The organism is Rhizobium sp. Root708, from assembly GCF_001429725.1.
In the GTDB taxonomy this organism is placed as follows: Bacteria; Pseudomonadota; Alphaproteobacteria; order Rhizobiales; family Rhizobiaceae; genus Rhizobium.
In genome coordinates this window covers 285,262-304,514 of record NZ_LMHV01000034.1, presented here as the reverse complement: position 1 = coordinate 304,514, position 19,253 = coordinate 285,262, and the positions used below count along the sequence as shown (strand labels likewise).

Sequence of the window (19,253 nt, the reverse complement as noted above, 5' to 3'; positions counted from 1 at the left end):
TCGGCGAACTGTCCACAATCTTTCAAGGATGATCCGTTGCCGCGCATGTGCGCCGTTGTTACTCACCGGAAAGTGACAACTGGACCGAATCCCTCATGCTGAACGACCCAATGGTACTTGCGCCCGTTTCCGACGCAACCCGTGTCGAACCCGAGAAGCGCATCCGCGACCGCGGCGCTACGGAAAAAGCGATCCTGAACGCAGCCAAGGCGCTGTTGGCGGAAGAAGGGTTCCAGAACTTCGGCATCAACGCTGTGGCACGCCGCGCCGGCTGCGACAAGCAGCTGATCTACCGCTATTACGGCGGATTGAACGGTCTGGTCGAGGCGATCGGCGCGGATCTCGGCAATTGGGTCAAGGATCGCATCCCCGAGGACACGGGCGGCATGTTCCTTCTGACTTACGGCGACCTGATGGAACGGCTGTCGCTGCTTTTCCTCGAGGCGTTGCGGGAGGATCCGCTTGTTCGCCGGATCGTTGCCTGGGAAGTTTCGGAAAACACCGAGCAAGTGAGGCGGCTTTCGGAGGCGCGGTCGAAAGCGTTGGCAAACTGGCTCGATCGGATGCGGGGATCGCTGACGCCGCCGAAGGGGCTCGACGTTGTCGCCGTCAATGCGATTCTGATCGCGGCCATCCAGCATCTCGTTCTGTCCGCGTCCGCCGGCGGCCAGTGTGCCGGACTGGCGTTGAAAACGTCGAAGGATTGGGAGAAGGCCGCGACCGCCCTGAAGCGCATCGTGCGCGGCGTTTACGGCTGAGGCGGGGACGATCTTTCCACAGGCACTCAGAGGCGCGTTAACCTTAACGAATGGTTTACGTTGCGCCTTGCCGGGTAAGACGTCAGGTTGCTGGGCAGTCCAATATGTTGGGTGTCTGGAACCATGGGAACCAAAATCGCAAGAGCCGCGTTTCTTGTTGCCGCGATGATGTTTTTCGCTGTGCTTGCGCTGGATATCGCTGTGCCGGCGCTGGTTCTGGGTACGATGGCGTTGTCGATATGGGTGGTTTCCCACGAGGGACTATCCATTCGCAGAGAACGAGAGACGGCCGCATGAAGTGGTTTCTGATCTTTTGGGCCGGTCCGATCGTCTTCCTGGCGGGATGGTACTGGCTCTCCTATTACGACATGAGTTTCGGCATCTTCATGCTGAGCAGGCAGGTTCATGACCTGACCTTCCAGATCTATGGCAAGGTGCTCGGCATTCCGCCGGAGACCATTCCGCCGCTGGTCGCCCGCGCGATCGCCGTCGACAGCCTTGTCGTTTTCGCGATCATCGGGTTCCGCCGGCGCAAGGCGATTGCCGCGTGGTGGCGTGCGCGTCAGGCGTCGCGGTCGTCGGCCGCCGTTCTGGCGAGCAAGGAAAGCCTGTCCAGCGCTCCCTGAAGGATGAAGCTTGCCGCGGCCGAGTCGATCCGCTCGGCACGCTGCTTCCGCGAGACGTCCATTTCCAGCAACGCACGCTCGGCGGCGACGGTCGAAAGCCGCTCGTCCCAATAGACGAAGGGCAGGTCGGTCTTCTGCTCCATGTTGCGCACGAAGGCACGCGTTGCCTGAACGCGCGGTCCCGCTGATCCATCCATATTGATGGGCAAGCCGATCACGAAGGCCGCCACCTTTTCCTTTGCCGCAAACTCCAGCAGCGTCGTCGCATCGATCGTGAACTTCTCGCGCCTGAGGACGGGCCGCGGCGTCGAAAAGCGCCGGCCGAGATCGGACATTGAGAGCCCGATCGTCTTGGTGCCGAGATCGAGGCCCGCGATCGCCTGTCCCGGTTGCAATACCGTCGCCAGCTCTTCGATCGTCAGCACTGTCATCGTCGTTTCATCCCGTCAAAAGAAATTGAAGCAGCGCCGCTTTTCTTTGCGGCCGCATCGGATATGTGCATAGCGAGCAAAGCAGGCTTTTGCATCCATAATAAAAGGAGAATTTCATGAAGATCACGTGGCTTGGTCACTCCGCTTTCCGCATCGAGGTCGGAAAGGCGAAAATCCTGCTGGACCCCTTCCTGACGCACAATTCCTCGTTTTCAGGGCAGAACCTGAAGGATGCCGTCAGCGGCGTTACCCACATCCTTCTGACGCACGGCCACGGCGATCATGTCGGCGATACCGTCGCACTCGCCAAGGAGACGGGCGCGGTCGTTCTCGCCAACGCCGATCTTGCCTCGTGGCTAGGTTCGAAGGGCCTCTCGAAGCTCGAAATGGGCAACACCGGTGGCACGGTTTCGTTCGACGGCTTCTCGGCAACCTTCACCAATGCGCTGCACTCCTCCGCGCAGATCACCGAGGATGGCGTTTCCCACGCGCTCGGCAATGCCAACGGCCTGATGCTGCATTTCGATGAGGAAGCCTCCATCCTCGCCATGGGCGACACCGATATCTTCTCGGACATGGCGCTGATCAACGAACTGCATCAGCCTGACATCGGATTGGTGCCGGTCGGCGACCGCTTCACGATGGGCGGCGCTGTAGCTGCACTGGCCTGCCAGCGCTACTTCAACTTCAAGACCGCCATACCCTGCCACTACGGCACCTTCCCGATCATCGATCAGACGCCGGAGAAGTTCGTTTCCGGCATGGATGGATCGAAGACGACCATCAAGACGCCTAAGCCGGGCGAAAGCCTTTCCTTCTAGGTCGCCTCTGCGAAACCGCTCCGATTTCGGTGGCGGAATTCTACGCAATCGAAAGGCCATGCCCGTTGCGCACAGCGGGCATGGCCTTTATAGCGGGTAGGAAAATCCTATCCGGAGAATACCATGTCCGTCGACTTTGCCACCGTTAAGCGCGTAGCGCGCCTTGCCCGTATTGCCGTCACCGAAGAAGAGGCAAATCGCATGGTGGGTGAGCTGAATGGTATCCTCGGCTTCGTCGAGCAGCTCTCCGAAGTCGATGTCGAAGGCGTCGAGGCAATGACATCGGTCACGCCGATGGAGATGAAGAAGCGCACCGATAACGTGACCGACGGCAACAAGGCCGCCGACATCGTTTCGAACGCGCCCGTTACCGATCAGAATTTCTTCCTGGTACCCAAAGTCGTCGAATAAGGCCTTCGCCGTTTTCCGACCTCCGTTGCCATTCCAGATTTGAAGCGAATTACCATGAGCGAACTCACCAGCCTGACCATTGCCGAAGCCCGCAAGAAGCTGCGCGCCAAGGAAATCAAAGCGACCGAACTCACCGAAGCCTATATTTCGGCGATCGAAACGGCCAACGAAAAGCTCAACGCCTACATCAAGGTGACGCCCGAAAAGGCGCTGCAGATGGCGGAAGCCTCCGACGCGCGTCTCGCAGGCGGGAAGGGCGGTGAGCTCGAAGGCATCCCGCTCGGCATCAAGGACCTGTTCGCCACCGAAGGCATTCATACTCAGGCCTGCAGCCACATCCTCGATGGTTTCAAGCCGCACTACGAGTCGACGGTCACGCAGAACCTGTGGGACGATGGCGCCGTCATGCTCGGCAAGCTCAACATGGACGAGTTCGCCATGGGCTCTTCCAACGAGACCTCCTACTACGGCGCGGTGATCAATCCCTGGCGTTCGGCTGGCTCCAACCAGCAGCTGGTACCCGGCGGCTCGTCCGGCGGTTCGGCGGCTGCCGTTGCGGCCCACCTCTGCGCCGGCGCTACCGCAACCGATACCGGCGGCTCGATCCGCCAGCCGGCAGCCTTCACCGGCACCGTCGGCATCAAGCCGACCTACGGCCGTTGCTCGCGCTGGGGTACGGTAGCCTTCGCATCTTCCCTCGATCAGGCTGGCCCGATTGCCCGCGATGTGCGCGATGCCGCAATCCTGCTGAAGTCGATGGCCTCGGTCGATTCCAAGGACACGACCTCCGTCGACCTGCCGGTTCCCGACTATGAAGCCGCACTCGGCCAGTCGCTGAAGGGCATGAAGATCGGCATCCCGAATGAATACCGCGTCGATGGCATGCCCGAAGAAATCGAAACGCTCTGGCAGCAGGGCATTGCCTGGCTGAAGGACGCCGGCGCCGAGATCGTCAACATCTCGTTGCCGCACACGAAGTACGCCCTCCCGGCCTACTATATCGTCGCTCCGGCGGAAGCCTCGTCCAACCTTGCCCGCTATGACGGCGTCCGTTACGGCTTGCGTGTCGATGGCAAGGACATCGTCGACATGTACGAAAGGACGCGCGCCGCCGGCTTCGGCAAGGAAGTCAAGCGCCGCATCATGATCGGCACCTACGTTCTGTCCGCCGGTTACTACGACGCATACTACATCAAGGCCCAGAAGGTTCGCACGCTGATCAAGCGCGACTTCGAACTGGCCTTCAACGCCGGTGTCGATGCGATCCTGACACCCGCGACCCCGTCGTCAGCCTTTGGTGTCGCTGACGAGAATCTCGCATCGGATCCGGTCAAGATGTACCTGAACGACATCTTCACCGTGACAGTGAACATGGCCGGACTGCCCGGCATTGCCGTTCCCGCCGGCCTCGACCACAAGGGTCTCCCGCTCGGCCTGCAGCTGATCGGCAAGCCTTTCGACGAAGAGACCCTGTTCAAGACGGCGCACGTGATCGAACAGGCGGCGGGCAAGTTCACCCCCGCCAAGTGGTGGTAAGCGAACTTAAAATCCGAAAAATGACCGTCGCCGACCATCCCATGGTCGGCGAAGTCGGTTTTGCGGCATGGAAATCCGGCAGCACCGAAGAGGCTGCCTTCAGCCAGGATCACGTCGTCGAACGTGCCCGCGTGGCGTTCCTTGATTATGCCGCTACGGCTAAAGGCGATGTCGCCGTCGCTGAACTTGAAGGCCGGATCGTCGGGTGGGGCGCGCGAGAATACGAGCCAGATTGTATCTCTGATATCTGGATAGATCCCGCTCACCAGGGCGGTGGCATTGGCTTCGCCCTTGTTAGTTATTTCATCGAACGCATTGCCGCCGACGGCTTCAGGGCTGCAAAAATCGACACCCGAGCGACCAATACGCGCGCTATTCGGCTCTACGAGCGAGCCGGCTTCTCGATCGTCCGGCGAGGTCAGACGTTCGATCAAGAGCTCGGAATTTCGCTTGAGCAGGTGCATCTGGAGAAGCATTTCGGCTAAGGCCGCAGTCTCGGGAGGAGGCTTATGTCCAAACAGGATCTCACTGACATGATCGAAGCGCTCGATCGCCTTGCGGCGGTGGGGTTCGTGATGGGTGCCGAGTGGCAGGCGGTGCACGAGATTTGCCAGGCGCATGAAGGCGAGGCGCCCTTCGACTGGGGGCATGCGATCTGCCACCGCATCGAAGGCGACGATTGGAACGCCGACTACTGGTACCGCCGAGCCGGCAAGCGCCGCGGGACCGGCACGATGGCCGAGGAATGGTCGGTGATGAGGGCGGAGCTTGCCGCTCTTCGGTGAACGAGGCCGCGCGCCGAGGTGACGCGCGGCTGGATGTCGAAAGGCTACCTGTTATCCTGTTCTGCCCTCACGAGAACCAAACCTCGTTCTGTGATGCGGTAAGGCTTGCCGCCCGAGGATTTGATCGCCCGCTTCTGCTTCAACTTGCGAAACAGCTCGATACCGAAGCCGGGGTAAGCCCAGCCGTCGCGGGTGAAGCACTTCACCGCTTCGATTTTCCGGTTGTCGTTGCGTTCGATTTCAATGCGGCCGCCCTGGGCCAATAGGTGCAGGATACGCTGCTCCGTGCGTGAAATGTCCATGGATATGGTGATCCGGTATTAGCGCCGAGTGGGCGCATAAAAACGATCTGGCGTCCGATTGGACGTCAGGGCTTCGTTTTTTTCAGGCCCGCGCGCAGGAAAACCTGCGGGCAGGGCCTCTACCGGGTCTCAGAGTATGAGTTCAACATGGCGCCTTGATACCGTCAGCAGGGAGCGAGGTCAAGTTTTGCAACCGTCGAGCGATTCTCAACAAGAAATTCGCGCCGCGAACGTAAGGCTTTGATAACGCGACGATTCGGTGGTTTAATTCGATCTCAGCACGGAGGTGTCGTTGATCCATATTCGCAATGCTCGTGACGATGAAGCGGAGCTTTTGAGCGAGATCGGTGTAAGGGCCTGGCAGAAGGCGATGATGTCGATCGGCGAAGCGGATGCCATGCTCGATGCGGCACGCAGTGCTTTCTTCAATTTCGTTTCGAACAGCTGGATCACCGTTACGGTCATCGAGTGGAACGGGCATGCGGCGGGCTGGGCTGCGCGCGAAACGCTCGACGAGAAGATTTCGGATTTCTGGATCGATCCGTCTTTCATCGGCCATGGCCTCGGAACAGCGCTTCTGCAGGAACTTGAAAAAGAAATCGTCGGGCACGGCTTCGATACGGCGGCGATGCAGACCCACTCCGGAAACACCGAGGCGATCAGCTTCTTCCAGAAACGCGGATACGCGATTCACTGGCTGTCGATCGCCTACAACCCCAAGCTCGATCGGGATGTGCCATCCGTGGGCCTGTCAAAATCGCTGGTTTCCGTTGACGACGGAACATACTGATCAGTCTAGCAGCGGCAGCTCCAGAAAAATGTATCCGGCCGCAGCCGAGAGAACAATGACAGCGGTGGCATGAAACACGAGGATTGCCTTCAGCAGCGTCCGAAACGGTTCCTTCTGCGTCTTGTGGCGTAGCAGTCTTTGCGCGCAAACGGCGCCGAGGCTGCCTCCGATCAGTGCCAGCGTCAGCAGCGTCCTCTCGCTGATCCGCCTCCGACGGCTGCGCGCGGCCTGCTTGTCCAGAAAATAGACCAGGAAGGCGAGGGCGTTCAGTCCCATGAAGAGTGCAAGGATTGTCAGAATATGTGTTGCCATGATCGGCTCAGGCTAATGTCGATGCGTTAACATGCACCAAACCGGCCGGCTTGCTGCGACGCACAGCCGAAAGCCTTGCACCGGCAAGCCATTTCCGTTACCTCACCTGTTGAATAAGATAGCCTCAAAAGAGCATTTCCATGACCCTTGTCGACGTTCGCACGCCTGATCCGAAACGCTTCATTCCCGGCGCCACTGGCGATTGGGAAGTCATCATCGGCATGGAAGTCCATGCGCAGGTGCTGTCGAATTCGAAGCTGTTCTCGGGCGCCGCGACCGAATTCGGCAAGCCGCAGAATTCCAACGTCTCGCTCGTCGATGCGGCCATGCCCGGCATGCTGCCTGTCATCAACGAGGAATGCGTCAGGCAGGCCGTCCGCACCGGCCTTGGTCTCAAGGCGCAGATCAACAAGCGCTCGCTCTTCGACCGCAAGAACTACTTCTATCCCGACCTGCCGCAGGGCTATCAGATCTCGCAGTTCAAGGATCCGATCGTCGGCGAAGGCAAGATCATCATCTCGCTCGGTCCGGATCGTCAGGGCCAGTTCGAGGACATCGAGATCGGCATCGAGCGACTGCATCTGGAGCAGGACGCCGGCAAGTCGCTGCACGATCAGCACGCCACGATGTCCTATGTCGACCTCAACCGTTCGGGCGTCGCGCTGATGGAGATCGTCTCCAAGCCCGACATGCGTTCCTCGGACGAAGCCAAGGCTTACATGACGAAGCTGCGCGCGATCGTGCGCTACCTCGGCACATGCGACGGCAACATGGACGAAGGCTCCATGCGCGCCGACGTCAACGTCTCCGTCCGTCGTCCGGGCACGGAATTCGGCACGCGTTGCGAGATCAAGAACGTCAACTCCATCCGCTTCATCGGCCAGGCGATCGAATACGAAGCCCGACGCCAGATCGGCGTTCTGGAAGATGGCGGCACGATCGAGCAGGAGACCCGTCTCTTCGACCCGAACAAGGGCGAGACGCGTTCGATGCGTTCCAAGGAAGATGCTCACGACTACCGCTACTTCCCGGATCCGGATCTCCTGCCGCTTGAGTTCGACGATGCTTTCGTCAAGGCGCTGGAAGCCGATCTGCCGGAGCTGCCAGACGACAAGAAGGAGCGCTTCGTGCGCGAAGTCGGCCTGTCGATCTACGACGCTTCCGTTCTGGTTTCGGAAAAGGCGATTGCCGATTATTTCGAAGCCGTTGCCGAAGGCCGCGACGGCAAGGCAGCCGCCAACTGGGTCATCAACGACCTGCTCGGCGCCCTGAACCGGATCGGCAAGAGCATCGAGGAAACGCCGGTTTCGCCGGCCCAGCTCGGTGCGATCATTGACCTGATCAAGGCGGAGACTATCTCCGGAAAGATCGCAAAGGACCTGTTCGAAATCGTGCTGACCGAGGGCGGCGATCCTGCCGAGATCGTCGAATCTCGCGGCATGAAGCAGGTCACCGATACCGGCGCGATCGAGAAGGCTGTCGACGAAATCATCGCCGCCAACCCGGATCAGGTCGCAAAGGTTCAGGCCAAGCCGACACTCGCTGGCTGGTTCGTCGGTCAGGTGATGAAGGCAACGGGCGGCAAGGCGAACCCGCAAGCTGTCCAGGCTCTCGTGAAAGCGAAACTCGGCATCGAGGTGTAAGGTCGTGTATTTCGTGCGCACCGCCAGCGAGCGTGATCTCGGCAAGATCCGTACCCTGCTGGATGAAGGGTTCCGCGCGACTTACGCCGGCCTCTACGGTGAAACGAAGGTGAGCGAGCTGATCGAGCACCTGTTTTCGCCGACGGCGCTTCAGACAAGGCTCGCGAAGAAAAACGCCGAGTTCCTGGTTGCGGACAACGGAAAAGACATCGGCGGCATCGGTTATGCCGCCATGTCGGATGAAATGACCAAGACGGTCATGCTCCATCTGCTCTATGTCCGGCCGCCGCTGCATCGCCAGGGCATCGGGCGCGAGATCTTCGCCGAGCTGGAAACCTGCTTTCCGGACGCCGAGATCATGCGTCTCGAGGTCGAGCCGCGGAACACGACCGCAATCGCCTTCTATCATGCTCACGGCTTCGAGGATGTCGGGCGCAATGAAAACGACGGTCCCGGGCAATCCGGCATACCGACGCTGATCCTCGAAAAAACTCTCGAACAGCACTAGGTCACAACTCCCTCATGAACGAGATCACCATTCGCGAGGCGCGCAGCGCCGACGTCGCCGCGCTCGTTGCCATCTTTGCCGCCGACGAACTTGGCGGCCATGGCGACACCACGGCCCCCGAGGTCTTCGGTGAGTACCTGAGGGCCTTCGAGCGAATTGCGACGTCGCGGGACCAGACGCTCTATGTTGCTGAACGCGAAGGCCAGGTTGTCGGCACGTTCCAGACGATGATCGTGACGGCGCTAGTCGGTCGCGGCTCATCGTCGATGATTATCGAGGCCGTGCAGACACGCGGCGACATGCGCGGGCAGGGTATCGGTGCCCGGATGATCGAATTCGCCATCGCGGAAGCAAAAAGCAGCGGTCTGCGTCTCGTCCAATTGACCTCGAATGCCGGCCGCAAGGATGCGCACCGTTTCTACGAACGACTGGGCTTCAAGCAATCGCATCTCGGCTTCAAGATGGCCCTGAAATGAGCCTGTGTTGCTTTGGAATCACTGGACAACGCCTCCTGCTGGCGGCATAAGCGAGGGATCGAATTCTGGTCCCGCTCGCCATTCGGCAAGCTCAAGGAAAAGACATGAAGAATCTACTCGTGCAAATCTTCACCTGGTGGAACGGTCAGACGATCGGTACGCGTTTCGCGACCTGGCGTTTCGGCAAGCGCGTCGGTGAAGACGAATTGGGTAACGTTTACTACGAAGGCGGCATGTCGTCCTACGGCCTTCCGCGGCGTTGGGTGATCTACAAGGGCTATGCCGACGCTTCGGCAATTCCGCCCGGCTGGCATGGCTGGATGCATCACCGGACCAACGTTCCTCCGACGCAGGAAAACTACGTCGCCAAGGAGTGGCAGAAGCCACACCGCGCAAACCTGACAGGCTCGCCGCAGGCTTATCGCCCTCCGGGCTCGCTGGTCGTTCCTGGCGAACGCCCGCGCGTCACCGGCGACTACGACGCCTGGACGCCTGGCAACTAAGCAGGGCCACTGGCCCCGCTTTTGGCCACAATTGACCATTACCCCGCAGAATGGCCGCAGCGATTGCGGCCTTCGATTTTTAAGATGCTGTGGAGACGGGCAGATATGAAGCTTTTCACGCGGAACCAGATCCTGCGTGCCGCCGGGCTCTCACTGGCGCTCGGCCTTCTGCCACAGGTTGCCTCCGCTACCCGCATCGAGAACTCCGTTGCCGTTTTTTCCGGTCTCGACAAGATCACCGGCCGCATCACGACCTTCGATGTGTACGTCAACGAGACCGTACAGTTCGGCGCGCTGCAGGTAACGCCGAAGGCTTGCTATTCGCGTGACCAGGCCGAAGCGCAGAAGATCGATGGTTTTGTGGAAGTCGACGAGATCACGCTCGATCGCAAGATCCGCCGCATCTTCACGGGCTGGATGTTTGCCGATAGCCCCGGCCTCAACGCCGTCGAGCATCCGATCTATGACGTGTGGCTGAAGGACTGCAAGCAGAACTCCGACGTTCCCGCGCCCGACAAGGCCGCCAAGTAAATCTCAGAATTCAAGGTTCGGCGATTCCATCGCCGCGGCGAGTATGTGCGCGTACTCATCCTTCGGAACGTCGATCGCTCCGAACGTCTTCAGGTGCTCGGTCGTGAATTGCGTATCGAGCAGCGTAAAGCCCTTGGCGCGCAGCCGTTCCACGAGATGAACGAGACAGATTTTAGAAGCATCCGTGCGCCGCGAGAACATGCTCTCGCCGAAGAATGCCGAACCCAGCGACACGCCGTATAAACCGCCGACAAGCTGGTCGCCGTCCCAGGCCTCGACGGTATGGGCGTGGCCGATCCGATGCAGCGTCGAATAGAGCGTCCTGATGGTCTGGTTGATCCAGGTGCTCGGCCGGTCGCCTGTCTCTGCCGCGCAGGCCGCGATAACCGCCTCGAAATCGTAGTTGAAACGAATATCGAACGGCTTGCGTCGGATCGTCTTGGCGAGGCTTTTGGAAATGTGGAAATCGTCAAGCGGCAACACGCCGCGAAGATCGGGCTCGACCCAGAATATTTCCGGGTCGTCGGCCGATTCGGCCATCGGAAAGAGACCGATGGAGTAGGCGCGCAGGAGGATTTCCGGTGTTATGCCTGGAGACTTCCTGCGCGACCCTGCCATTCTCTGTTACGCCGGTTTGTTGGCCAGATAGTTTTCCAGCCAGTGGATGTCGTAGTCGCCGTTGGCGATGTCCTGATTGTCCACCAGATCCTGGAACAGCGGCAGCGTCGTCTTGATGCCGTCGACCACGAACTCGTCAAGCGCGCGGCGAAGACGCATCATGCATTCCACGCGGGTGCGTCCATGCACGATCAGCTTACCGATCAGGCTGTCGTAGTAAGGCGGGATCTTGTAGCCCTGATAGACGCCCGAATCGATGCGAACGCCAAGACCACCCGGCGCATGGAAGTGCGTGATCGTGCCGGGCGAGGGTACGAAGGTGCGCGCGTCCTCGGCGTTGATACGGCACTCGATCGCGTGACCGTGGAAGTTGATCTCATCCTGCTGCACGGAAAGCCCGCCGCCGGAGGCGACGCGGATCTGCTCGTGCACGAGGTCGATGCCGGTGATCGCTTCGGTGATCGGGTGTTCGACCTGTAGACGGGTGTTCATTTCGATGAAATAGAACTCGCCGTTTTCGTACAGGAACTCGATCGTGCCGGCGCCGCGATATTTCAGCTTCTTCATGGCGTCGGCGCAAACCTGGCCGATCCGCATGCGCTGTTCGACGTTGAGAGCAGGGGAGTTCGCTTCTTCCCAGACCTTCTGGTGGCGGCGCTGCAACGAGCAGTCGCGTTCGCCGAGATGGATCGCATTGCCTTCGCCATCGCCGAAGACCTGGATTTCGATATGGCGCGGCTTGCCGAGATACTTTTCCATGTAAACGGCTTCGTTGCCGAAGGCGGCAGCCGCTTCGGTACGGGCCGTCGACCAGGCTTCGATCACGTCATCTGCGGACTTTGCGACCTTCATGCCGCGACCGCCGCCGCCGGCAGTTGCCTTGATCAGCACCGGATAGCCGATTTCGGCGGCAGTCTGCAGTGCTTCTTCCTCGGTCTTCACTTCGCCATCCGAACCCGGAACGACGGGGATGCCGAGTTCCTGGGCGGTCGTCTTGGCGGTGATCTTGTCGCCCATGAGGCGGATATGCTCCGCCGTCGGGCCGATGAACGTGATGCCGTGCGCTTCGAGGATTTCCGCGAACTTGGCGTTCTCGGAGAGAAAGCCGTAGCCCGGATGCACAGCGTCGGCGCCGGTGATTTCGCAGGCGGCGACGATCTGGTGGATGTTCAGATAACTGTCGCGCGAAGGCGGAGGACCGATGCAAACGCTCTCGTCGGCGAGGCGCACATGCATGGCGTCGGCGTCGGCGGTCGAGTGAACCACGACACAGGGAATGCCGAGCTCCTTGCATGCACGCAGCACGCGAAGCGCGATTTCCCCGCGATTGGCAATGAGGATTTTCGAGACCATGACGCCCGCCTTATTCGATGACGACGAGGACTTGGCCGTATTCGACGGGGCTTCCGTCCTCGACGAGGATTTCGGTAACCTTGCCGGATTTCGGCGAAGGGATCTGGTTCATGGTCTTCATCGCTTCGATGATGAGCAGCGTCTGGCCTTCCTTCACGGTAGCGCCGAGCTCGATGAAGGCGCGTGCGCCGGGAGCCGGAGCCATGTAGACCGTGCCGACCATCGGAGCGCTGACGGTGTTGGCAGGGTTGCGGACAGCCGCCGCCGGGGCTGCTGCAGCTGCCGGGGCAGCCACGGCCGGAGCCGCTGCGAATGCAGGTGCGGCCATCGGAGCCTGAATGTACTGGGTGTTGCCGGCGCGCGAAACGCGGATGCGCATATCTTCCTGTTCGACTTCGATTTCCGTGAGGTCCGTGTCGTTGAGGATGTTCGCGAGATCGCGGATCAGCGCCTGGTCGATACCGTTTTTCTTCTCAGCCATGAGTGTTTGCCCTGTCTTCTTTTTATGCCGTAAGATTCTTCAGCGCCTGCAGCGCCAGAATATAGCTGTAAGGCCCGAAGCCGCAGATGACGCCTTTCACTGCTGGCGCAATCATCGACTTGTGGCGGAATTCTTCCCGCGCGTGGACGTTGGAAATATGGAGCTCTATCACCGGAATGGAAATAGCCCGAATTGCATCGTGAAGCGCGACCGACGTATGCGTGTAGGCACCGGCATTGATCGCAACGCCAACCGCCTTGTCGTTCGCTTCGTGAAACCAGTCGATGAGCGTACCTTCGTGGTTGCTCTGGCGAAAGTCGATGTCGAAACCGAGCTCTCGCCCTGCCGCCTTGCAGTCTGCCTCGATATCCTGAAGCGACTTGCCACCATAGATGCCGGGCTCTCTTTTGCCGAGCATGTTCAGGTTAGGCCCGTTCAGGACGAATATCGTTTGCGTCATCGAATGTTCCAGTAGATGCGAGACGGCAACCTATAGACTCCCAGCGGAGCTAATGAAAGCCCTTTGGAAAGCGCAGCCCGAATCGCGCCATATTTGTCCACATGGCTGAAACACTTCGATTTTGGCGATTTGATGAGCGCCGATTAGCAACTTGTCTTGCCGCAGGTGCGCATGTTCTTGACCTTGGTCTCAAGATCGTCGAAGCCGACAGCGCCCTGGACCAGTTCATTGCCGATCACATAGGACGGTGTACCTGTGATGCCGAGGCTCTGGGCGAGCTGGTAGGTTTCCTGGACGGACTGATCGCTGGAGCTCTTGGCCATCTCCGCGCGGATCTGCTTCTCGCTGACGCCGAGCGACTGCGCGACATCGAGCGCGGTCGATTCATCGGCGCGACCTTCGCTTCCAAGCAGCGCAACGTGAAATTGGCTGTATTTTTCAGGCGAAAGCTTTCTAAAGGCGTCAGAGACTTTGTGCGCGGCCACGGACTCCGGCCCCAGAATTGGAAGCTCCTTGAGAACGAAGCGAACGTTCTTGTCCTTCTGCAGCATGGTCTGCATATCCGACAGCGCGTGGCGGCAGTAGCCACAATTGTAGTCGAAGAACTCGACGATCGTAACGTCGCCCTTTGGATTGCCGAGCGTCACATCGTATTTCGCGTCGAAAATCTCCGTCTTGTTGTCGGAGATTGCGGTATTGGCCTTCACCAGGCGGGCCTGCTCCTGCTTCTTCTGCAGCGCGTCCTGCACATCGAGCATGATCTCGGGATTTTCGATCAGATACTGCTTGATGAACTCGCCGAATTCCTTCTTCTGCGCATCATCGAGCGCTGCCGCCGGATAAGCCGTCGCAACGGAGGCGGTGAGCGCCAGAGCGGTGAAGATTTTTCGAAGCGTGGCCATTATATCCTCGTCATCAGCAGTTCTTGTGCGTCGATTCATAGCGATGGAATACACCGCTCTTGCTATCGGCGTCAGGTGATTTCCGCCAAACTACGGTGCGTCCTGCCGTCTTCAAACAGGTATTTTCGCATCCGCCATTCAATCGCGGGATTGTGATGATCCGATTATTGCGGCAATTGTCTGGCCGCGAGGCAAAGTTAGAGAGAAGCGATCTTGTTTTCCATTTCACAGCGCAGCGAAGTCGAGCCCTTTCACGCGATGGACGTTCTAGCCGAAGCGACGAAGCGACGGGCAAGCGGTCATCCCGTCATCTCGATGGCGGTTGGCCAGCCATCCCATCCAGCGCCGAACGCCGCATTGGAAGCGGCTCAGGCAGCGCTTGTCGAAGGCAGGATCGGCTATACGGACGCGCTCGGCACTACGAAACTGAAGCACGCTCTCGCCGGGCACTATCGCGATCGTCACGGATTGACGATCGATCCGGCCCGCATCGCGATCACCACCGGCTCTTCCGCTGGCTTCAATCTCGCCTTCCTCTCGCTGTTCGATGCCGGCGATGCGGTTGCTATCGCCAGGCCGGGCTATCCTGCCTATCGCAATATCCTCGGTGCGCTTGGCCTGAAGGTTATCGAAGTGCCTGTTACGGCCGAGACGCACTTCACGCTGACGCCTGAGAGCCTGGACGCCGCGCAAGCGGCAAATAACGTCCGGCTGAAGGGTGTTCTGCTGGCAAGCCCCGCCAATCCAACCGGCACCGTGACGGGTCGCGAGGGACTGAAGGCATTGGCCGACTACTGCGCCGGCAATTCGATCGCCTTCATCTCCGACGAGATCTATCACGGGCTGACGTTTGCGGGGGAGGAGACCAGCGCGCTGGAACTGACCGACGAGGCAATCGTCATCAATTCCTTCTCCAAATACTATTGCATGACCGGCTGGCGGATCGGCTGGATGGTGCTGCCGGAAAGGCTCGTTCGCCCGATCGAGCGTGTGGCGCAGAGCCTCTACATTTCTCCGCCGGAACTCTCGCAGATCGCGGCAACGGCGGCACTTGGCGCGGACGAGCAGCTCGATGTCTACAAGGCAAGCTATGCTGCCAACCGCGAGTTCCTGATGAAGCGCCTGCCGGAGATCGGTCTTTCGATCGCTTCGCCCATGGACGGCGCGTTCTATGCCTACGTCGATGTGACCCGCTTCACCAACGACAGCATGGCCTTCGCCAAGCGGATGTTGGCCGAGATCAACGTCGCCGCCACACCTGGTCTGGACTTCGACCCGCTGGAAGGCAATCGGTCGCTGCGCATGTCTTATGCCGGCGCACAGGCCGAGATCGTCGAAGCTGTCGATAGAATCGCTGGCTGGTTGAAATAGGTCACCGACGGTGACGTTTCGAAGTCCTGTAGTATGCCGCCCTGTCGCCGGGCCTTAGGTATCCGCTCGGCAATTTTCCCGATCGAGCCGCGAGACCAGCGCCAGGATCGTTTCCGAAACCGGTGTAGGCACCGCCGCCAGGCGCCCGAGCAGGACGACCATTCCGACCAGTGGCGTGATTTCGAGCGATTTGCCCGCAAGGAGGTCCTGCAGCATCGAGGTTCGAACCGGACCGATCTGCTGCGCCTGTGCCAGCCGCTGCTCGACCGACATTCCAACCTTGGCGCCGAGCGCTTCTCCGACCGCCTTTACCTCCTTCATGACCTTGCCGATCTGATTGCTGAGCGCCGCATCCGCCATCATGTCGGACATCAATGAGCGGGTGAGGGCGCTGATCGGATTGAACGAGGCATTGCCCATCAGCTTGCTCCAGATATCGTCCCTTATCCGAGACGACAGCTTCACGCCGATGTCGGCGCGCTGCAGCAGTGCTTCCACGTCTCGCAAGTCGTCGGTGATTTCGCCGGAGGGCTCGCCGAGGATGAAATGGCCCTTGTTGCTGAGCCTGACCTCGCCGGGGCTGCTGACTTCAGCGCCCTGGTGCGCAACGCAGCCGATCACCCGGTGCGGACCGACGAGGCGCCAAAGCTTGCCGCCTTCATCGAGCTCGTCGAACTGGAGTTCCGCGTGCCCGCTCTGCTGATCGCGGTGGAAGTACCACCACGGAATACCGTTCAGGATCATCAGCACCCGCGTGCCATCCTTCAGAAGATGCCCGATCCCATCAGCCGCGGCGGAAAGCTGATGGCCCTTGAGCCCGGTAATGACGAGATCTTGCTTTGGCAGCTGCCTCGGATCGTCGGTGGCTTCCACGCGAACGGTAAGCGGAGCGTCCGCACCCGCCTCGAGGAGGCGAAGTCCGTCGCTCTGGATGGCGCGCAAGTGGGCGCCGCGCGCAACGACTGAAACGGTGGCGTCCGTACCGAGCGACGAAGAAAGCTTGGCCGCAATGGCGCCGCCAAGCGCGCCGGCGCCGAAAATGCAGATATTCTTGAAGGGCATGCGATGATCTTTCCGCGAGTGGGGTCGCGCTGAACTTAGGTCATCCAGCCCTCAAGGCGAGTGATACATGGAGCCGACGGAGGCTTTTAATGGCTGGAGCCCGGAAGCAACTCGTTTCGACGAAGCTCGTCGATCGCTGCCACTGCATCTTCGGCGGACCAGCCCGCCCGGATGGCCGCGGCGATCATCCGGACCTCGGCCTCCTCTTCAATCTTCAGGAACAGCGGTTCCAGGGCCTCTTGGGCGGTAACGATGTGATCGTTCGGAGGGGTAACTGATTGGCGGGTGGCGAGCGTAGGCATCTGCGCGGTACTCCTCTCTCTGGCAGGGGATGACTCAAAATAATGCACGAACGCAAAAAAGGTTCCGGATAAAGTTTCAAGAAAGCTTCATCTTGTTCTTTCGCCCCGGCTCTGCCTTGTTGCGCAACTAGGCTGATGCTCGATTCGGTTCCCGGTTACAGGCGGAGCCACGACGAAACGCACGAAGGAGATTGCGATGACGAACGCCAAGAACGGGGTTTCCGAAATGCGACCAAGAATAACAGTAATTGGTGTAGGTGGCGGCGGTGGCAATGCCATCAACAACATGATTGCGGAAAATCTCGAAGGCGTCGATTTCATCGCTGCCAATACGGACGCGCAGGTGCTGGCGACCTCGAAGGCAACCCGCCGCATTCAGCTCGGCGCACACGTGACCGAAGGCCTGGGCGCCGGCTCGCTGCCGGAAGTCGGTCGCGCTGCTGCCGAAGAATCGATCGATGAGATCATGGACCATCTTGCCGGCTCCCACATGTGCTTCGTCACCGCAGGCATGGGCGGCGGCACCGGAACGGGTGCAGCACCCGTCATTGCTCAGGCTGCCCGCAACGCCGGCATTCTGACGGTCGGTGTTGTCACGAAGCCCTTCACCTTCGAAGGCAACCGCCGCATGAAAACGGCGGACGTCGGGATCGAAGCTCTGCGCGAGGCCGCTGATACCGTGATCGTGATCCCGAACCAGAACCTCTTCCGCATCGCCGATGCAAAGACGACCTTCGCGGACGCTTTCATGACCGCTGACCGGGTGCTTTACGCCGGCGTTGGCTGCATCACCGATCTGATCGTCAAGGAAGGCCTCATCAACCTTGACTTCGCCGACGTGAAGTCGGTCATGCGCGGTATGGGCCGGGCAATGATGGGCACGGGCGAAGCCTCGGGCGAGGGCCGTGCAATGAAGGCCGCCGAAGCTGCGATCGCCAATCCGCTGCTCGACGACATTTCCATGAAGGGCGCCAAGGGCGTTCTCATCTCGATCTCCGGCGGCTCCGACATGACGCTCTTCGAGGTGGACGAGGCAGCCAGCCGTATCCGCGACGAAGTGCAGGACGAAGCCGATATCGTCGTCGGCGCGATCTTCGACCGTAATCTCGACGGCAAGTTCCGCGTGGCGGTCGTCGCGACGGGCCTTGATGGCGCCAGCGCGGGTACACAGGCCCGCCAGGGCCTGCCGGTCGGTCAGGACGTCCAGACACGGACGCTGCAGTAAGTATCCTTCCGCCTGCGCGCCCTGATCGGCGCGCAGGCCAATCCTGATATGCCGTTCGGGCGGGGCCTGCGCGTGCTGGACAGGGCAGGCGGTGCCGTAGATTTGCTCTCGCCCCTTAGCCCGATGAGGTGCTTCCGACGATCCGGACAATCTCATGCCCCAGAAACCTCCGGTGAGGTTGAGAACCCGCCTCGGCACCTGACCCTCGGCGAGATCGGCTACAACAATCTCGCCGACGGGCTGCGCAAGAGATTGGCGCAGATAGAGCATGGCGCAAAACGAGCCTCGCGACCGATTTTCCAAAAGCGTAAGATCATGTATGCCCGCGGGGACGGCTGGGCGATGGAGGTCTGGAATGGCGAAGTTGGGTTACGTGTTTGCAGTCCTGCTCGTCCTGATCGGTTTGGTCTGGATGGGGCAGGGTAGCGGCTATTTCCCCTATCCTGGGGAAAGCTTCATGATCAATCAGACGCCGTGGATTTATTGGGGCGCACTGGCTGCAATCGTCGGAGTGGTCGTGTTTGCGGTGACGAGAAGCGCGCAGCGGCGCTAAACGGGAGGCCCGGGCGAAGGGGCCATCAGCAGCAATTGCCAGGCACCAAGAAAAGTCACCGATGCGTGACATGCGCGTTCAGGAAGAAGTATAAAAATAATTCGCCGGCTAAAGAGGCCTTGAAGTGGCCTCCGCCGGCGATGAATGCCATAGGTAATGCGTGGCTTACGCGCGGCGCAAGCGGGAGTCAGCCATGTCCGGGCGCGTGCCGTCGGCGGCGCGAAGCCCGTAGTGCTTGCTTGCGAAAACCCATTCGACATTGCCTGGTTCGAAAGGACGACGCGGGTTTCTCAGCGCCATCCGACGCTCGGAGAGGCTGCGCGGCAGGCTGTCGATCATGTCGTTGACGAAGGTTTCAACGGACTCTTTCCAGCGAGGAGAGACTGCGACATCGATACCGCCGTAGCGCTGGAAATCAGGATGTTTGCGTGAGTAGCATGCGCCGAGCATCCAGGCATGCTGCTGCTTCAGAAAACGTTCTTTAATGGTCATT

General features: G+C 60.1%; 28 protein-coding genes. 17 read left to right on the top strand and 11 right to left on the bottom strand.

Features of this window, described 5'->3' with window-relative positions; genetic code table 11:
• Positions 1 to 95 precede the first annotated feature (95 nt).
• From ASE04_RS18520 to ASE04_RS18510, 3 genes are all read left to right on the top strand, one after another.
• The gene (locus ASE04_RS18520; RefSeq protein WP_056820118.1) at positions 96 to 758 is read left to right on the top strand and encodes a TetR/AcrR family transcriptional regulator; all 663 of its coding nucleotides are present in this window, start codon (positions 96 to 98) and stop codon (positions 756 to 758) included.
• A 123-nt stretch (positions 759 to 881) separates the two neighbouring features.
• Positions 882 to 1,055, top strand: coding sequence for a hypothetical protein (locus ASE04_RS31235; protein ID WP_056820115.1), 174 nt, complete (start codon positions 882 to 884; stop codon positions 1,053 to 1,055).
• Positions 1,052 to 1,384 carry a DUF6105 family protein gene (locus ASE04_RS18510; protein ID WP_056820113.1) on the top strand — a complete coding sequence of 111 codons (333 nt, stop codon included), beginning with the start codon at positions 1,052 to 1,054 and terminating at the stop codon, positions 1,382 to 1,384. Before ASE04_RS31235 ends, ASE04_RS18510 begins: the two co-directional genes overlap by 4 nt.
• Here ASE04_RS18510 and ruvX read toward each other — a convergent pair.
• The gene (ruvX, locus tag ASE04_RS18505) at positions 1,321 to 1,815 is read right to left on the bottom strand and encodes a Holliday junction resolvase RuvX (RefSeq protein WP_056820109.1); all 495 of its coding nucleotides are present in this window, start codon (positions 1,813 to 1,815) and stop codon (positions 1,321 to 1,323) included. The two genes, ASE04_RS18510 and ruvX, sit on opposite strands and share 64 nt — an antisense overlap.
• Positions 1,816 to 1,931: 116 nt before the next feature.
• On the opposite strand from ruvX, the gene ASE04_RS18500 reads away from it, so the two are divergent.
• The 5 genes from ASE04_RS18500 to ASE04_RS18480 all read left to right on the top strand — a co-directional run bounded on the left by ASE04_RS18500 (position 1,932) and on the right by ASE04_RS18480 (position 5,368).
• Positions 1,932 to 2,636, top strand: a complete 705-nt coding sequence (locus tag ASE04_RS18500) for a metal-dependent hydrolase (RefSeq protein ID WP_056820105.1) — start codon at positions 1,932 to 1,934, stop codon at positions 2,634 to 2,636.
• A gap of 123 nt (positions 2,637 to 2,759) precedes the next feature.
• Complete coding sequence (gene gatC / locus ASE04_RS18495) at positions 2,760 to 3,047, top strand: Asp-tRNA(Asn)/Glu-tRNA(Gln) amidotransferase subunit GatC (protein WP_056820102.1); 288 nt, start codon at positions 2,760 to 2,762, stop codon at positions 3,045 to 3,047.
• Between the two features lie 54 nt (positions 3,048 to 3,101).
• Positions 3,102 to 4,583 (top strand): Asp-tRNA(Asn)/Glu-tRNA(Gln) amidotransferase subunit GatA, encoded by a 1,482-nt coding sequence (gene gatA, locus ASE04_RS18490; RefSeq protein WP_056820099.1) that lies wholly within the window; start codon positions 3,102 to 3,104, stop codon positions 4,581 to 4,583.
• A gap of 20 nt (positions 4,584 to 4,603) precedes the next feature.
• Positions 4,604 to 5,068: a GNAT family N-acetyltransferase gene (locus ASE04_RS18485; RefSeq protein ID WP_056820095.1), complete on the top strand. Its 465-nt coding sequence runs from the start codon at positions 4,604 to 4,606 to the stop codon at positions 5,066 to 5,068.
• A gap of 24 nt (positions 5,069 to 5,092) precedes the next feature.
• The gene (locus ASE04_RS18480; protein ID WP_056820091.1) at positions 5,093 to 5,368 is read left to right on the top strand and encodes a hypothetical protein; all 276 of its coding nucleotides are present in this window, start codon (positions 5,093 to 5,095) and stop codon (positions 5,366 to 5,368) included.
• Between the two features lie 44 nt (positions 5,369 to 5,412).
• On the opposite strand, the gene ASE04_RS18475 is transcribed toward ASE04_RS18480, so the two are convergent.
• Positions 5,413 to 5,670 carry a YjhX family toxin gene (locus ASE04_RS18475; RefSeq protein ID WP_056820089.1) on the bottom strand — a complete coding sequence of 86 codons (258 nt, stop codon included), beginning with the start codon at positions 5,668 to 5,670 and terminating at the stop codon, positions 5,413 to 5,415.
• A 292-nt stretch (positions 5,671 to 5,962) separates the two neighbouring features.
• Between ASE04_RS18475 and ASE04_RS18470 the strand changes: the two genes are divergently transcribed.
• Positions 5,963 to 6,460 (top strand): GNAT family N-acetyltransferase, encoded by a 498-nt coding sequence (locus ASE04_RS18470; protein ID WP_056820086.1) that lies wholly within the window; start codon positions 5,963 to 5,965, stop codon positions 6,458 to 6,460.
• Here ASE04_RS18470 and ASE04_RS18465 read toward each other — a convergent pair whose 3' ends face one another.
• Entirely contained in the window at positions 6,461 to 6,775 is a 315-nt protein-coding gene (locus tag ASE04_RS18465; protein ID WP_443216884.1) for a DUF1294 domain-containing protein, read from the bottom strand.
• Between the two features lie 137 nt (positions 6,776 to 6,912).
• Between ASE04_RS18465 and gatB the strand changes: the two genes are divergently transcribed.
• The 5 genes from gatB to ASE04_RS18440 all read left to right on the top strand — a co-directional run bounded on the left by gatB (position 6,913) and on the right by ASE04_RS18440 (position 10,433).
• Positions 6,913 to 8,415, top strand: a complete 1,503-nt coding sequence (gatB, locus tag ASE04_RS18460) for an Asp-tRNA(Asn)/Glu-tRNA(Gln) amidotransferase subunit GatB (RefSeq protein ID WP_056820080.1) — start codon at positions 6,913 to 6,915, stop codon at positions 8,413 to 8,415.
• Between the two features lie 4 nt (positions 8,416 to 8,419).
• The gene (locus ASE04_RS18455; RefSeq protein WP_056820077.1) at positions 8,420 to 8,923 is read left to right on the top strand and encodes a GNAT family N-acetyltransferase; all 504 of its coding nucleotides are present in this window, start codon (positions 8,420 to 8,422) and stop codon (positions 8,921 to 8,923) included.
• 14 nt (positions 8,924 to 8,937) lie between these two features.
• A complete protein-coding gene (locus ASE04_RS18450; RefSeq protein ID WP_056820074.1) occupies positions 8,938 to 9,399 on the top strand; it encodes a GNAT family N-acetyltransferase in 462 nt (153 codons plus the stop codon).
• A gap of 104 nt (positions 9,400 to 9,503) precedes the next feature.
• Entirely contained in the window at positions 9,504 to 9,902 is a 399-nt protein-coding gene (locus ASE04_RS18445; RefSeq protein ID WP_056820071.1) for an NADH:ubiquinone oxidoreductase subunit NDUFA12, read from the top strand.
• A 105-nt stretch (positions 9,903 to 10,007) separates the two neighbouring features.
• A complete protein-coding gene (locus ASE04_RS18440) occupies positions 10,008 to 10,433 on the top strand; it encodes a DUF2155 domain-containing protein (protein ID WP_056820069.1) in 426 nt (141 codons plus the stop codon).
• 3 nt (positions 10,434 to 10,436) lie between these two features.
• On the opposite strand, the gene aat is transcribed toward ASE04_RS18440, so the two are convergent.
• The 5 genes from aat to ASE04_RS18415 form a co-directional block, all read right to left on the bottom strand.
• Entirely contained in the window at positions 10,437 to 11,051 is a 615-nt protein-coding gene (aat, locus tag ASE04_RS18435; RefSeq protein ID WP_056820066.1) for a leucyl/phenylalanyl-tRNA--protein transferase, read from the bottom strand.
• A 6-nt stretch (positions 11,052 to 11,057) separates the two neighbouring features.
• Complete coding sequence (gene accC, locus ASE04_RS18430) at positions 11,058 to 12,404, bottom strand: acetyl-CoA carboxylase biotin carboxylase subunit (RefSeq protein ID WP_056820063.1); 1,347 nt, start codon at positions 12,402 to 12,404, stop codon at positions 11,058 to 11,060.
• 10 nt (positions 12,405 to 12,414) lie between these two features.
• The gene (accB, locus tag ASE04_RS18425; protein WP_056820060.1) at positions 12,415 to 12,885 is read right to left on the bottom strand and encodes an acetyl-CoA carboxylase biotin carboxyl carrier protein; all 471 of its coding nucleotides are present in this window, start codon (positions 12,883 to 12,885) and stop codon (positions 12,415 to 12,417) included.
• Positions 12,886 to 12,907: 22 nt separating this feature from the next.
• A complete protein-coding gene (gene aroQ, locus ASE04_RS18420) occupies positions 12,908 to 13,345 on the bottom strand; it encodes a type II 3-dehydroquinate dehydratase (RefSeq protein WP_056820057.1) in 438 nt (145 codons plus the stop codon).
• Between the two features lie 143 nt (positions 13,346 to 13,488).
• On the bottom strand, positions 13,489 to 14,247 hold the full coding sequence (locus ASE04_RS18415) for a DsbA family protein (RefSeq protein ID WP_056820054.1): 759 nt from the start codon (positions 14,245 to 14,247) through the stop codon (positions 13,489 to 13,491).
• Positions 14,248 to 14,460: 213 nt separating this feature from the next.
• Between ASE04_RS18415 and ASE04_RS18410 the strand changes: the two genes are divergently transcribed.
• Positions 14,461 to 15,618 (top strand): pyridoxal phosphate-dependent aminotransferase, encoded by a 1,158-nt coding sequence (locus ASE04_RS18410; protein ID WP_056820051.1) that lies wholly within the window; start codon positions 14,461 to 14,463, stop codon positions 15,616 to 15,618.
• A gap of 54 nt (positions 15,619 to 15,672) precedes the next feature.
• On the opposite strand, the gene ASE04_RS18405 is transcribed toward ASE04_RS18410, so the two are convergent.
• Positions 15,673 to 16,680 carry a ketopantoate reductase family protein gene (locus tag ASE04_RS18405; RefSeq protein ID WP_056820049.1) on the bottom strand — a complete coding sequence of 336 codons (1,008 nt, stop codon included), beginning with the start codon at positions 16,678 to 16,680 and terminating at the stop codon, positions 15,673 to 15,675.
• Positions 16,681 to 16,766: 86 nt separating this feature from the next.
• The gene (locus ASE04_RS18400; RefSeq protein ID WP_056820045.1) at positions 16,767 to 16,982 is read right to left on the bottom strand and encodes a hypothetical protein; all 216 of its coding nucleotides are present in this window, start codon (positions 16,980 to 16,982) and stop codon (positions 16,767 to 16,769) included.
• Between the two features lie 196 nt (positions 16,983 to 17,178).
• Here ASE04_RS18400 and ftsZ point away from each other — a divergent pair, with 196 nt between their 5' ends.
• Together ftsZ and ASE04_RS18390 are read left to right on the top strand one after the other, a co-directional pair.
• Entirely contained in the window at positions 17,179 to 18,207 is a 1,029-nt protein-coding gene (gene ftsZ, locus ASE04_RS18395) for a cell division protein FtsZ (protein ID WP_056820042.1), read from the top strand.
• A 355-nt stretch (positions 18,208 to 18,562) separates the two neighbouring features.
• Positions 18,563 to 18,760, top strand: coding sequence for a hypothetical protein (locus ASE04_RS18390; RefSeq protein ID WP_056820039.1), 198 nt, complete (start codon positions 18,563 to 18,565; stop codon positions 18,758 to 18,760).
• A 165-nt stretch (positions 18,761 to 18,925) separates the two neighbouring features.
• Here ASE04_RS18390 and ASE04_RS18385 read toward each other — a convergent pair whose 3' ends face one another.
• A complete protein-coding gene (locus ASE04_RS18385; protein ID WP_056820036.1) occupies positions 18,926 to 19,252 on the bottom strand; it encodes a hypothetical protein in 327 nt (108 codons plus the stop codon).
• Position 19,253: the final 1 nt, after the last annotated feature.

Bases quoted from the DNA above. Each gene is read 5' to 3' on its own strand.
- ASE04_RS18520 (WP_056820118.1), top strand. From the start codon at position 96: ATGCTGAACGACCCAATGGTACTTGCGCCCGTTTCCGACGCAACCCGT.
- ASE04_RS31235 (WP_056820115.1), top strand. From the start codon at position 882: ATGGGAACCAAAATCGCAAGAGCCGCGTTTCTTGTTGCCGCGATGATG.
- ASE04_RS18510 (WP_056820113.1), top strand. From the start codon at position 1,052: ATGAAGTGGTTTCTGATCTTTTGGGCCGGTCCGATCGTCTTCCTGGCG.
- ruvX (WP_056820109.1), bottom strand. From the start codon at position 1,815: ATGACAGTGCTGACGATCGAAGAGCTGGCGACGGTATTGCAACCGGGA.
- ASE04_RS18500 (WP_056820105.1), top strand. From the start codon at position 1,932: ATGAAGATCACGTGGCTTGGTCACTCCGCTTTCCGCATCGAGGTCGGA.
- gatC (WP_056820102.1), top strand. From the start codon at position 2,760: ATGTCCGTCGACTTTGCCACCGTTAAGCGCGTAGCGCGCCTTGCCCGT.
- gatA (WP_056820099.1), top strand. From the start codon at position 3,102: ATGAGCGAACTCACCAGCCTGACCATTGCCGAAGCCCGCAAGAAGCTG.
- ASE04_RS18485 (WP_056820095.1), top strand. From the start codon at position 4,604: ATGACCGTCGCCGACCATCCCATGGTCGGCGAAGTCGGTTTTGCGGCA.
- ASE04_RS18480 (WP_056820091.1), top strand. From the start codon at position 5,093: ATGTCCAAACAGGATCTCACTGACATGATCGAAGCGCTCGATCGCCTT.
- ASE04_RS18475 (WP_056820089.1), bottom strand. From the start codon at position 5,670: ATGGACATTTCACGCACGGAGCAGCGTATCCTGCACCTATTGGCCCAG.
- gatB (WP_056820080.1), top strand. From the start codon at position 6,913: ATGACCCTTGTCGACGTTCGCACGCCTGATCCGAAACGCTTCATTCCC.
- ASE04_RS18450 (WP_056820074.1), top strand. From the start codon at position 8,938: ATGAACGAGATCACCATTCGCGAGGCGCGCAGCGCCGACGTCGCCGCG.
- ASE04_RS18445 (WP_056820071.1), top strand. From the start codon at position 9,504: ATGAAGAATCTACTCGTGCAAATCTTCACCTGGTGGAACGGTCAGACG.
- ASE04_RS18440 (WP_056820069.1), top strand. From the start codon at position 10,008: ATGAAGCTTTTCACGCGGAACCAGATCCTGCGTGCCGCCGGGCTCTCA.
- aat (WP_056820066.1), bottom strand. From the start codon at position 11,051: ATGGCAGGGTCGCGCAGGAAGTCTCCAGGCATAACACCGGAAATCCTC.
- accC (WP_056820063.1), bottom strand. From the start codon at position 12,404: ATGGTCTCGAAAATCCTCATTGCCAATCGCGGGGAAATCGCGCTTCGC.
- accB (WP_056820060.1), bottom strand. From the start codon at position 12,885: ATGGCTGAGAAGAAAAACGGTATCGACCAGGCGCTGATCCGCGATCTC.
- aroQ (WP_056820057.1), bottom strand. From the start codon at position 13,345: ATGACGCAAACGATATTCGTCCTGAACGGGCCTAACCTGAACATGCTC.
- ASE04_RS18415 (WP_056820054.1), bottom strand. From the start codon at position 14,247: ATGGCCACGCTTCGAAAAATCTTCACCGCTCTGGCGCTCACCGCCTCC.
- ASE04_RS18405 (WP_056820049.1), bottom strand. From the start codon at position 16,680: ATGCCCTTCAAGAATATCTGCATTTTCGGCGCCGGCGCGCTTGGCGGC.
- ASE04_RS18400 (WP_056820045.1), bottom strand. From the start codon at position 16,982: ATGCCTACGCTCGCCACCCGCCAATCAGTTACCCCTCCGAACGATCAC.
- ftsZ (WP_056820042.1), top strand. From the start codon at position 17,179: ATGACGAACGCCAAGAACGGGGTTTCCGAAATGCGACCAAGAATAACA.
- ASE04_RS18390 (WP_056820039.1), top strand. From the start codon at position 18,563: ATGGCGAAGTTGGGTTACGTGTTTGCAGTCCTGCTCGTCCTGATCGGT.
- ASE04_RS18385 (WP_056820036.1), bottom strand. From the start codon at position 19,252: ATGACCATTAAAGAACGTTTTCTGAAGCAGCAGCATGCCTGGATGCTC.